The organism is Streptomyces sp. N50, assembly GCF_033335955.1.
In the GTDB taxonomy this organism is placed as follows: domain Bacteria; phylum Actinomycetota; class Actinomycetes; order Streptomycetales; family Streptomycetaceae; genus Streptomyces.
In genome coordinates this window covers 1,705,515-1,717,067 of the sequence record NZ_CP137549.1, presented here as the reverse complement: position 1 = coordinate 1,717,067, position 11,553 = coordinate 1,705,515, and the positions used below count along the sequence as shown (strand labels likewise).

Annotated in this window: 11 protein-coding genes; 7 read left to right on the top strand and 4 right to left on the bottom strand. The window is 71.0% G+C overall.

The annotated features are described in order from the left end of the window. Positions 1-92 precede the first annotated feature (92 nt). The gene (locus R2B38_RS07300) at positions 93-1,616 is read right to left on the bottom strand and encodes a TldD/PmbA family protein (protein WP_033286410.1); all 1,524 of its coding nucleotides are present in this window, start codon (positions 1,614-1,616) and stop codon (positions 93-95) included. A gap of 240 nt (positions 1,617-1,856) precedes the next feature. Here R2B38_RS07300 and fabG point away from each other — a divergent pair, with 240 nt between their 5' ends. The 3 genes from fabG to R2B38_RS07285 all read left to right on the top strand — a co-directional run bounded on the left by fabG (position 1,857) and on the right by R2B38_RS07285 (position 3,862). Next, positions 1,857-2,561, top strand: a complete 705-nt coding sequence (gene fabG / locus R2B38_RS07295; RefSeq protein ID WP_318015477.1) for a 3-oxoacyl-[acyl-carrier-protein] reductase — start codon at positions 1,857-1,859, stop codon at positions 2,559-2,561. Positions 2,562-2,566: 5 nt separating this feature from the next. Beyond that, entirely contained in the window at positions 2,567-3,334 is a 768-nt protein-coding gene (fabI, locus tag R2B38_RS07290) for an enoyl-ACP reductase FabI (RefSeq protein ID WP_033286411.1), read from the top strand. Positions 3,335-3,508: 174 nt separating this feature from the next. Then, on the top strand, positions 3,509-3,862 hold the full coding sequence (locus tag R2B38_RS07285; RefSeq protein WP_318015476.1) for a hypothetical protein: 354 nt from the start codon (positions 3,509-3,511) through the stop codon (positions 3,860-3,862). Here the strand turns inward: R2B38_RS07285 and R2B38_RS07280 are convergent. Beyond that, complete coding sequence (locus tag R2B38_RS07280; RefSeq protein ID WP_318015475.1) at positions 3,837-4,565, bottom strand: FadR/GntR family transcriptional regulator; 729 nt, start codon at positions 4,563-4,565, stop codon at positions 3,837-3,839. The two genes, R2B38_RS07285 and R2B38_RS07280, sit on opposite strands and share 26 nt — an antisense overlap. Positions 4,566-4,647: 82 nt before the next feature. On the opposite strand from R2B38_RS07280, the gene R2B38_RS07275 reads away from it, so the two are divergent. From R2B38_RS07275 to R2B38_RS07260, 4 genes are all read left to right on the top strand, one after another. Further along, on the top strand, positions 4,648-5,961 hold the full coding sequence (locus tag R2B38_RS07275) for a CynX/NimT family MFS transporter (RefSeq protein ID WP_411978428.1): 1,314 nt from the start codon (positions 4,648-4,650) through the stop codon (positions 5,959-5,961). Positions 5,962-6,009: 48 nt separating this feature from the next. Next, positions 6,010-6,126 (top strand): SGM_5486 family transporter-associated protein, encoded by a 117-nt coding sequence (locus R2B38_RS07270; protein ID WP_019060691.1) that lies wholly within the window; start codon positions 6,010-6,012, stop codon positions 6,124-6,126. Positions 6,127-6,311: 185 nt separating this feature from the next. Continuing rightward, positions 6,312-6,518, top strand: a complete 207-nt coding sequence (locus tag R2B38_RS07265) for a hypothetical protein (RefSeq protein ID WP_318015473.1) — start codon at positions 6,312-6,314, stop codon at positions 6,516-6,518. A gap of 77 nt (positions 6,519-6,595) precedes the next feature. Beyond that, complete coding sequence (locus R2B38_RS07260; RefSeq protein ID WP_318015472.1) at positions 6,596-7,150, top strand: SixA phosphatase family protein; 555 nt, start codon at positions 6,596-6,598, stop codon at positions 7,148-7,150. A gap of 99 nt (positions 7,151-7,249) precedes the next feature. Here the strand turns inward: R2B38_RS07260 and serB are convergent, their stop codons facing one another. After that, positions 7,250-8,458: a phosphoserine phosphatase SerB gene (gene serB / locus R2B38_RS07255; protein ID WP_033286417.1), complete on the bottom strand. Its 1,209-nt coding sequence runs from the start codon at positions 8,456-8,458 to the stop codon at positions 7,250-7,252. A gap of 697 nt (positions 8,459-9,155) precedes the next feature. Next, a complete protein-coding gene (locus tag R2B38_RS07250) occupies positions 9,156-11,486 on the bottom strand; it encodes a streptophobe family protein (protein ID WP_318015471.1) in 2,331 nt (776 codons plus the stop codon). Between the last annotated feature and the right edge of the window lie 67 nt (positions 11,487-11,553).

Sequence of the window (11,553 nt, the reverse complement as noted above, 5' to 3'; positions counted from 1 at the left end):
CGTGGTGTTGAGACTGTGCTTTCCCGGGGACTGCAACACGAGCGGCTGCCGCCGCGGGCCCCCGGACCCCCAGCAAATACGAGACTCGACGCTCATCGACCGGCCTCCTGGGTCGTGTTGAGGATGTTGACGCCCGTGAAGAGGGCCGACGGGCAGCCGTGCGACACCGAGGCGACCTGGCCCGGCTGGGCCTTGCCGCAGTTGAAGGCGCCGCCCAGGACGTAGGTCTGCGGACCGCCGACGGCCGCCATGGACCCCCAGAAGTCGGTGGTCGTCGCCTGGTACGCGACGTCCCGCAGCTGTCCGGTGATCCGCCCGTTCTCGATCTTGAAGAACCGCTGCCCGGTGAACTGGAAGTTGTAGCGCTGCATGTCGATCGACCACGACCGGTCGCCGACCACGTAGATCCCGCGGTCGACCCCGCCGATCAGATCCTCCGTGGACAGCCCCGCGGGGTCCGGCTGGAGCGACACGTTGGCCATGCGCTGTACCGGCACATGGCCGGGGGAGTCGGCGTAGGCGCAGCCGTTGGAACGCTCGAAGCCGGTCAACTTGGCGATGCGCCGGTCGAGTTGGTAGCCGACCAGGGTGCCGTCCTTGACGAGGTCCCAGGACTGGCCCTCGACGCCCTCGTCGTCGTAGCCGATGGTCGCGAGGCCGTGCTCGGCGGTGCGGTCGCCGGTGACGTTCATCCGCTCGGAGCCGTACTTGAGCTTGTTGAGCTTGTCGAAGGTCGCGAAGGACGTGCCGGCGTAGGCCGCCTCGTAGCCGAGCGCGCGGTCCAGTTCGGTGGCGTGGCCGATGGACTCGTGGATCGTCAGCCAGAGGTTGGACGGGTCTACGACGAGGTCGTACAGGCCCGCCTCGACGCTCGGCGCCCGCATCTTCTCGGCGAGCAGCTCGGGGATCCGCGCGAGTTCCTCGTCCCAGTCCCAGCCGGTGCCCGTGAGGTACTCCCAGCCGCGGCCCACGGGCGGCGCGATGGTGCGCATGGAGTCGAACTCACCGCTCGACTCGTCGACCGACACCGCGTTCAACTGCGGGTGCAGCCGGACCCGTTGCTGTGTGGTCACCGTCCCGGCGGTGTCGGCGTAGAACTTGTTCTCGTGCACCGTGAGCAGCGACGCATCCACGTGGTTGACGCCGTCCGCCGCCAGCAGCCGGGCGCTCCAGTCCGCCAGCAGCCCCGCCTTCTCCTCGTCGGGCACCGAGAAGGGATCGATCTCGTACGACGAGATCCACGTCCGCTCCTCGTGCACGGGCTCGGCGGCCAGTTCGACCCGCTCGTCCGACCCGGCAGCCTTGATCACCTGGGCGGAGAGCTTCGCCATCGCCACCGCCTGGGAGGCGACCTTGGCGGCGGCGTCCAGGCTCAGGTCCACGCCTGACGCGAACCCCCAGGTGCCGCCGTGCACGACCCGCACCGCGTACCCGAGGTCGGTGGTGTCCGACGTACCGGCCGGGCGGGCGTCCCGCAGCCGCCAGGACGCGCTGCGCACCCGCTCGAACCGGAAGTCCGCGTGCTCGGCGCCGAGCGCACGCGCGCGTGCCAGCGCGGCGTCGGCCAAGGCGCGTAGCGGAAGTGCCGTGAAGGCTTCGTCGATGGAATGGGGCACGGAGGTCTCCCTGCTGTCGTGGCCTGTCGGGTCCGATCATGTCGCGCGAGCGGGTGCGGGGACCACACGTTTCCGCGCCGCGTCGGCCCTTTCTGTAGGGACCCGACAGCGAGTCCCGTAAGCCACTGTCGGTGCCCGATTGTCCGCCGGACGGGGCGGACCGATAGGTTTTCGATAAAGCCGCCTGTCAACCAGGTGTACCGGGCAGGCGTGCAGGACCGCTATCGAAAGGGTGATCCGTTGAGCCGCTCGGTTCTCGTCACCGGAGGCAACCGGGGCATCGGCCTCGCCATCGCCCGTGCGTTCGCCGACGCCGGCGACAAGGTCGCCATCACGTACCGCTCGGGAGAGCCGCCGGCCGGCTTCCTCGCGGTGAAGTGCGACATCACCGACACCGAGCAGGTGGAGCAGGCCTACAAGGAGATCGAGGCCACGCACGGCCCGGTCGAGGTCCTGATCGCCAACGCCGGTGTCACCAAGGACCAGCTCCTGATGCGCATGTCCGAGGAGGACTTCACCTCGGTCATCGACACGAACCTCACCGGCACCTTCCGCGTCGTCAAGCGCGCCAACCGCGCGATGCTGCGCACCAAGAAGGGCCGCGTCATCCTGATCTCGTCGGTCGTCGGCCTGATGGGCGGCCCCGGCCAGGCGAACTACGCCGCCTCCAAGGCCGCCCTGGTCGGCTTCGCGCGCTCCCTCGCCCGTGAGCTGGGCTCGCGCAACATCACCTTCAACGTCGTCGCGCCCGGCTTCGTCGACACCGACATGACCAAGGTGCTCACCGACGAGCAGCGCGAGGGCATCGTCAAGCAGGTGCCGCTCGGCCGTTACGCGCAGCCCGAGGAGGTCGCCGCGACGGTGCGGTTCCTCGCCTCGGACGACGCCTCGTACATCACTGGAGCCGTCATCCCCGTAGACGGCGGACTGGGAATGGGTCACTGATCACCATGAGCGGAATTCTCGAGGGCAAGCGCGTCCTGATCTCCGGTGTGCTGCTGGAGTCCTCCATCGCCTTCCACGCCGCCAAGCAGGCCCAGGAGCAGGGCGCGGAGATCATCCTGACCGCGTTCCCGCGGCCCACGCTGACCGAGCGCATCGCCAAGAAGCTGCCCAAGCCCACCAAGGTCATCGAGCTCGACGTGACGAACAGCGAGCACCTCGCGCGTGTCGCCGACGTCGTGGGCGAGGAGCTGGGCGGCCTGGACGGTGTCGTGCACTCCATCGGGTTCGCGCCCGCGGACGCGCTCGGCGGCAACTTCCTGAACACGCCGTTCGAGTCCGTCGCCACGGCGATGCACGTCTCGGCGTTCTCCCTGAAGTCGCTGACCATGGCCTGCCTGCCGCTGATGCAGAACGGCGGCTCGGTCGTCGGCCTCACCTTCGACGCGTCCTTCGCGTGGCCGCAGTACGACTGGATGGGCCCGGCGAAGGCCGCCCTGGAGGCCACCAGCCGCTACCTCGCCCGCGACCTGGGCAAGCAGAACATCCGCTGCAACCTCGTCTCCGCGGGCCCGCTCGGCTCGATGGCCGCCAAGTCCATCCCGGGCTTCAGCGAGCTGGCCTCCGTGTGGGACAACCGCTCCCCCCTGGAGTGGGACCTGAACGACCCGGAGCCGGCCGGCAAGGCCATCGTCGCCCTGCTGAGCGACTGGTTCCCGAAGACCACCGGCGAGATCGTCCACGTGGACGGCGGCCTGCACGCCATCGGAGCCTGACCTCCCGGTAGGCCTCTCCTACGGCGTCGACGCCCCGTTTCCCGCACCGCGCGGGGAGTGGGGCGTCACCCGTTCGGCCCCTCCGGCCGGGCGGGGTCAGGGCACGACCGCGCACCCTGGATTACGCGTTCACCACGCGATTCCCTCCCCAGCACCGCCGAGGAGGTTTCCCTTGTGCGCCTGTCCCGCAGCCTGGCCTCAGTGACCGTCGCCGTAGCGCTCGTCATCTCCCTGGCGTACGAGGCGATGCCCCACACACGCGTGGAGGTACGAAAACCGGCCGCACCCCAGCTGTTCGGCGCCGACTGCCGCACCGCCGTCCACGGCTCGCACGTGATCGCGTACTGCCACAACCCGTACCCCCGGACCGACCGCGTCAGCCTGCACATCGAGTGCGACCGCTGGTGGGACATCGACAGCGACGGCATCGCGACCGACGCCGGCCCGGCGCAGACCGTACGGCTCACCGGCCGCTGCTGGGAGGACGTCCGCGCGGTGTGGGTCAGCCACCAGAAGCGGGCGAGTTGAGTTCTTCCGAAGTGTCCTGAGCGGGCGAGCCGAGCCTCCCCGGGCGGCACACGAACGGATAGCCGGCGGCCTCCACCGCTGCCGCCTGCGCGTCACCCGCGCGGATCGCGTCCACCAGCCGCGTGTGGTCCATGTACGTCTCCGGAGTCAGCGCCTCGCCGACGTCCGCGCGCAGCCACTCCCGCAGCACCTCGCCCAGGTCGGCGTACATCGCCGTCATGACGTCGTTGTGGGAGGCCGCCACCACGGCCATGTGCAGGGTCGCGTCGGCCGTCACGAAGGCCTCCGTGTCGCCCGATGCCCAGGCCTCCTCCCGGCGTACGAGGAGGGCGTCCAGCTGCTTGAGGTCCTTCTCGGTGCGCCGCTCGGCCGCCAGCTGCGCCGCCGACGACTCCAGCGTGGAGCGCAGTTCGGCGATGTGCCGGGGGTCGGCGTCCGCGAAGCGGCGGTGCATCACGCCCGCCAGCTCGCTCGTCGCCACGACGTACGTGCCGGAACCCTGACGGATGTCCAGCAGGCCGTTGTGCGCGAGCGCGCGGACGGCCTCGCGGACCGTGTTGCGGGCGACCCCGAGCTGCTCGACCAGCTCCGGCTCGGTCGGGATCCGGGAGCCGACCGGCCACTCGCCCGAGGTGATCTGGTTCCGCAGTGAGGCGATGACCTGCTCGGACAGCGCCGAACGACGGGGATGGCTCAGGGGCATGGCACACCTTCGCATGTGCGGGGCGGGAGCGGGCCACCCGGGGATGGACAACCAATCATCCCATCATTCTATGATGGGCAGCATGGCAAGCGAGGAAACCCGGACACTGAAGTCCACGACGAACGTCAGCAACTCCGCTCCGGCCGACTCCCCGGAGTCCACCGGAGCCACCCCCACGCGCGCGTGGATCAAACGTCTGTTCGCCGTCGGCATCGTGCTCGCCGCGCTGAACCTCCGCCCCGCCATCACCAGCCTCGGCGCCCTCCTCGAAGAGGTCCGCGACGGGCTCGGCATGAGCGGCAGCGTCGCCGGACTGCTCACCTCCGTACCCCCACTCTGCTTCGCCCTCTTCGGCGTCATGGCCCCGCGCCTGGCCCGCCGCTTCGGCCCCGCCGCGGTGGTCTGCGCGGGCATGGTCCTCATCACCGCGGGCCTGCTCGTACGGCCCTACATAGGCGGCACGACCGGCTTCCTGGTCGGCAGCGCGCTCGCGCTCATGGGCATCGCGGTCAGCAACGTCCTGATGCCGGTGATCGTCAAGCGCTGGTTCCCCGACCGGGTCGGCTCGATGACCGGCCTGTACTCGATGGCCCTGGCCCTCGGCACGGCCTCCGCCGCCGCGGTCACCGTGCCCATCACCGATGCCCTGGGCGGCAGTTGGCGCTCCGGCCTCGCCGTGTGGGCGGCGCTGGCCGCCGCGGCCGTACTGCCGTGGATCGCTCTCGTACGACACCGGGAGGCGTCCTCCGGACCGGAGGCAGCCGGGGAGCGGTCGTCCCGCGCGCGGGAGGGCGAGCAGGCTCAGCCCGTGCTGCGGATCACCCGTAGCCGTACCGCGTGGGCGCTCGCCGTGTTCTTCGGGCTCCAGGCCACCGCCGCGTACATCACGATGGGGTGGATGGCGCAGATCTTCCGGGACGCGGGGGTCTCCGCGGGCACCGCAGGACTGCTCCTCGCCGTCACGATGGTGATGGGCGTGCCCCTGGCCTTCGTCATCCCGCGGCTGGCCACCCGGCTGCCCCGGCAGGGCCCGATCGTGATCGCCCTCGGCGTCTGCGGCCTCGTCGGATACGCGGGCCTGTACCTCGCGCCGGCCGGCGGTGCGTGGGCCTGGGCGGTACTGCTCGGCATCGCCAACTGCTCCTTCCCGCTGGCCCTGACGATGGTCGGGATGCGGGCCAGGACCGGTGCGGGCGTCGCCCAGCTGTCGGCCTTCGCGCAGAGCACCGGGTATCTGATCTCCATCCCGGGGCCGCTCCTGGTCGGTGTGCTCTACCAGCACAGCGGCGGCTGGGGGCTGCCGATCGCCCTCATGGCCGGCCTGATGGTCCCGCAGATGGCCGTGGGCGTCCTCGCCGGCCGCAACCGTACGGTGGAGGACGAGGCGGCCCGCTGACCCGGCCCCGGCGGACACGGCACGGCCGGCGGGTGCGAGACTTGCCGTATGCCAGTGCTCGATCCGAACCCTCAGAACGGCCAGCGGAAGATGCTCATCGTCTTCGGCTCGTTCTTCGCCATCTTCATCGTCATCGCCATCATCGCGACGATCGCGTCGCCGTGACCGCGAGCCCCTGAACGTGCCTCCGCGGGCCGATGGTGGGGTTGTCCCCACCATCCCCTAGGGGGTGAGGCTCAGGGTCAAGTGGGTGGATCTCCGGATGGGTTGAGGGCCGCGCGTTCCGTAACTTCGATGGTGCGACCGCGAGAAGCGGATCGCGGACCACTCGGAGACCAGCGGAGGCATCCATGTCGGCCCCTACGCACACCCGGCCCCACCCGGCGACCACGGGCGGCGTCGACATCAGGCTGCCGTGGTGGGCCCTCGCCCTGCCGGCGCTCGCGTTCGCCGTGCTGCTCGTGATGATGCTCAACCCGACGGACGCGCAAGCGGCGGCCTCGGACCCGGTGATCACCCATCTGTTCGAGCGCGTGCAGCAACTCATAGCCCGCTGAGCACCGGCGGAGCACTCGCGAGGCCGCCCCGTCAACTCCCTGCGCCCCATGGCCTGTTTCATGCGAAGCTGGATCCCATGAGCGTCGCAGAACCCCGCAGGATCGTCCTCTTCCGGCATGCGAAAGCCGACTGGCCCCAGGTGACCGATCACGAGCGGCCGCTCGCTGAGCGGGGCCGCCTGGACGCGGCCACCGCCGGAAGCAGGCTGGCCGACACCGGCATCCCCTTCGATCTGGCCCTCTGCTCCACCGCGGTCCGGACCCGGGAGACCTGGAAGCTCGCCGTCCACGAACTCGCGCACCGGCCGAAAACCGTCTACGAGGAGCGGCTCTACGAGGCCTCTCCCGGCGAGCTGATCGCGGTGCTGAACGAGACGCCGGACGACGCGCGGAACGTGATCCTCGTCGGCCACAACCCGAGCGTGCAGGGTCTGGCCGAGATCCTCCCCGGAGCGGAGACCGGTACGGGCAGCGGAGCGGACGCCGGTGCGGGCAGCGCCGAGGCTCGCGAATGGCTGAAGCAGCGTGGGTTCGCGGCCGCCGGTTTCGCCGTGCTGTCCTTCACCGGTTCCTGGAAGTCGCTGGAGCCGGGTGTGGCCACGCTGGACGACTACTGGGCGCCGTCCGAGTAAGCCGGCGTTTCCGGAGCGCCGGATCAGCCGGATCGACCGTGCTCGACAAGGGGCCCGGCACCGTGTGGTGCCGGACCCCGAAGGTATTGAAGGTCCTGGTCAGTCCTCGTCGTGGGTGTCCGCGGCCTCGACCTCTTCGCGGGTGACGCCCAGCAGATACAGCACGGTGTCGAGGAACGGCACGTTCACCGCGGTGTGCGCGGCCTGCCGTACGACCGGCTTGGCGTTGAAGGCGACTCCGAGACCGGCCGCGTTGAGCATGTCCAGGTCGTTGGCGCCGTCGCCGATCGCCACGGTCTGCGCGAGCGGTACGCCGGCCTCGGCGGCGAACCGGCGCAGGAGCCGTGCCTTGCCCGCGCGGTCGACGATCTCGCCGGTGACCTTGCCGGTCAGCTTGCCGTCGACGATCTCCAGCGTGTTGGCCTGGGCGAAGTCGAGCCCGAGCCGGTCCTTGAGGTCGTCGGTGACCTGGGTGAACCCGCCTGACACGACGCCGACTTGGTAGCCGAGCCGCTTGAGCGTACGGATGAGGGTGCGGGCGCCCGGCGTCAGGCGCACCTCGCTGCGCACCTTGTCGACGACCGAGGCGTCAAGCCCTTCGAGCAGGGCCACGCGCGCGTGCAGCGACTGCTCGAAGTCCAGCTCCCCGCGCATCGCGGCGGCGGTGACCTCGGCGACCTCGTCCTCGCAGCCGGCGTGCGCGGCGAAGAGTTCGATGACCTCGTCCTGGATGAGCGTGGAGTCGACATCCATGACGACGAGCCGCTGGGCCCGCCGGTGCAGCCCCGCCGCCACGACGGCGATGTCGACGCCGAACGTCGCCGCGTGCGTGACGAGGGCGGTGCGCAGGGGCTCGGTCTCCACACCGGACACCGCGAACTCGACTGCTGTCACGGGGTACTTGGCGAGCCGGAAGATACGGTCGATGTTGCCGCCGGCCTTGGTGATACGGGCGGCGATCGCGGCGGTGGACTCCGCGGTCAGCGGGTGACCGAGCACGGTCACCAGCGAACGCCCCAGCCCACGCGGGCGGTTGTCGCCGAGGCCGGAGATGATCTCGGCCTGCATCTTCATCGACTCGGCCCAGCTGTGCACGGTGGCCCGCAGATCCCCTTCGAGCCCGGCGGGCGGCGGCGTCACGAGTGCGCACAGCACCATCCGGCCACGCGTGACGACCTGCTCGATGTCGACCACGTCGACGGAGTAGGCGGCGAGGGTGTCGAAGAGTCCGGCCGTGATGCCCGGCCTGTCCTTGCCGAAGATCTTGACGAGGAGAGTGGGGACGTCAGAGGTCTGCGAAGCGCTCATGGTGTACCCACCGTATCCGGCACGGAGTGCCTTATGCCGCAGAGGTCCGCCCAGCGGACACGGAACAGTGGGTGTCGGGTCGGTGGCGCGAATCTTACGGGGCGATCACGGAGGCGCGGGGTGGCGGTCAGCCGTGGGCCAGGGGTGGTCGGGAGTGGGCTGAGGGGCGGTCAGGAGGTGTGTTGATGTGATCGGGGTGGGGTGAGGCGCCGATCAGGAGTTGCCTGGTCGTTGGGCGAGGGGTGACTGGTGGTGGGGGCGGATGCGAGGGATACGTCCGGACGGGTGGGGCGCCGGGTATGGCGCCGTGGGTCCGCGGGGCGCCGCTACTCGCACGCTGCGCGGCACCGCCCACGACTCACCCGGCGCAGGGCACGTTCCGCTGGGTGTCTGGGCTGTTGGCCTCCATGAGGGCGCCCCAGTTCGCATGGTGCCCGATGCCACCTACGACTCAGCCGGCGCAGGGCACGTTCCGCCGGGTGTCTGGGCCGTTGGTCGATGGGGGCGCGGCCACCTCCACGCTGCTCGGCGCCGCCGAGGGCTCGCCGGGCGCAGGGCATGGTCCGCCGGGTATCCGGGCCGTTGGCCTCTATGAGGGCACCCCTACTCGCATGCTGCCCGACGCCACCTACGGCTCACCCGGTGCGGGGCAGGCTGCGCCGGGTGTCGAAGAGGACTCACCCGACGTGGACGTGGATCACCGGCGGCCCTTGGGCTTCCCCGGAGGGGGCGGCGCCGGTGGCGGGGGAGGAGGCGGTGGTTGCTGCCCACCGTCCGAGTCGTCCTCCGGCCAGTCCCGCGAACCTGCCCCGGGCCGACGCCGACGCGATCGGGACGGCGGCTCGTAGGACTGGGCCATGGTCGGAGCGCCGTACATGTCGGCGGGCGGCGGAGGGATACCGGGCGACTGCGGTCCGTCGTGAGGGCGAGTGCCGTCGTCCGGCGGCACAACTCCAGGCGGCTGGGAGCTCCCGGAGTACGGACCGACTCCACCGGCCCTTACGGCCCCGGGCCCTGGACCGGCCCCGAACTGCCCTGCGTTTCGCGGAGGTTGAGGGGTGCCGCCGGGCCGTGATCCTCCGGCAGGCGGCCGATCGCCTCCCCGAGGTGACCCCGCACCCGGCGGCCACACACCTTCCTGAGGCGAGCCCGCATCCGGCGACCACCGAGGTCCACCGGACCAAGCCCCACCACCCGCCCCTGCATCACCAGTCCCGGAACCACCCGGCCCCGCCCCACCAGACCCCGCCCTCCCAGGACCCGCCCCACCCCCTTGCCCCGGCGACTCCCCACCAGGCCAAGCCCCACCACGCGGTGAAGGCCGGCCGTCCTCCGGTTGCCGTAGCTCATCCGGCAGTTGCAGATACGGGTTGGTCGCAGGATTAGGGGCGCGGTACGGCGAACTCGGCACGTAGGGACCCGGGTCCCCGGCGCTCTCCGGGTGCCCTGCTTGTCCCGCACCTCCCGCAGCCTGCGCATGGTCCGGATACCCCGGCTGCCCCGGCACCCAGGCATCCGACCCCGACCCTGAACCGGGCCCTGAACCCGTCCCCGACCTCGCCCCCGGATCCCGACCCGCCGCCCCCAAGTCACCCCGTGCCAACCGCGAAGCCTGCCTCCCCGCAGCCCCGGTCGCATACGCGAGGAGCCCCCCGACGCCCCCCGCCCCCGCACCCCACACCGCACCCAGCACCAACGCCATGCCCAGATGTCCGTGCAACTCGATCCCCGCGCCGAACGCGTCGAACCCCAGCACCGACAGCGACGCATCCACCGACACGTCCGTCAGCCAGGCCAGCAACGGCAACGTCAGTGCGGTCACGATCCCGAGCCGTACGGCACACCGCCCGGCAAAACCGAGAGCCCCCGGGTTCCCTGAGCCCGCACCGCCACGGCCACCGGCACCACTCACCCCCACAGGCGTCCGTACCGCCGTCAACACCCCCGCCAGCAACATCATCAGCGCCGCCGCGACCCCCAACAACCAAACCCGGCCGTCCAGTTCGGCCAGTCGTCCCAACGTCACAGGCTGATCGGACTTGACGCTCAGGAGTTGGTCCAGGGGGTGGGGGAGAAGCTTCGCCAGTTCGCCCGTCGCCTTGCCGTCCCAGGGGACGAAGAGGCCGATCGGGATGCCGAGCCAGACTCCGTTGGGGGCGCCCAGCAACGCCGCGCCCGCGATGCGTTTCGGGTGGTCGTCGCCGATCGCCGCGTACGCCGCCGCCGCGAGGCCCGCCGCCACCGCGACCAGCAGGACCGTGACGAGGGCGGACGCGGCCGGGCGTACGACACGGTGGACCGCCTCCCAACCGCGCGGCAAAGGAGTTCGGCGGGATGCCAGCAGGGCGATCAGCAATATGCCCGCCGACCAGCCCAGGCCGCCCAGCAGCGTCGGCGCCGTGTCGACCGTGAAGCCCACCGCCGCCTTCGCCTTGACCAGGTCGCTGATCTTGCCCGGGAGCAGCCCGCCGATGTCACCGATGTCGCCGAGGCCGGGGATGCTCACCCCGCCGCCGTTCCCGCCCCCGCCACCCGTCAGCTTGTCCAGGCCCAACTTGCTTCCGTCGATGGTGATGACGTCATGGCCCGCCCACGCCAGCCCACCCAGCATCGCCACGAAGAGCGCGATCACCGAGCCCGCGCGCGCGAGGAGTTCGGCCGGGGCGATCACAACTCCGGCCGCCCGCAAGGACCGTAGAAAGAAGTACGACAGCAGGAGGGCGCCCACCAGGCTCACGCCCAGGGGGGTGATCGTGACGGCTGTGGTCGCCTGGGCGCCGGTCAGGCCGAAGGCGGAGACGTCGCCGGTCGGGGTGACCGAACCGCCCGCTCCGAGGGCCACCACCGCCGCGGTCATCGGGCCGAGCGAGCCCGTCGCGTCGGCGCCCAGCAGGTGCAGGCCGAGCGCGGCCGTGCCCGCCATCCCTATCAGCGCCCAGCTCACCGCCGCGATCGCGGACAGCAGGACGTCGGTCCAGGGCACCCTCGTGTCGTAGTTCGCCGTCCTGACACTCGTCGCTGAGCTCATGGCAGACCCCCCGATCCGCGGCGCGGTGCGGACACCGCGCATGTCCCCCTCGCGTGGATTACCACTC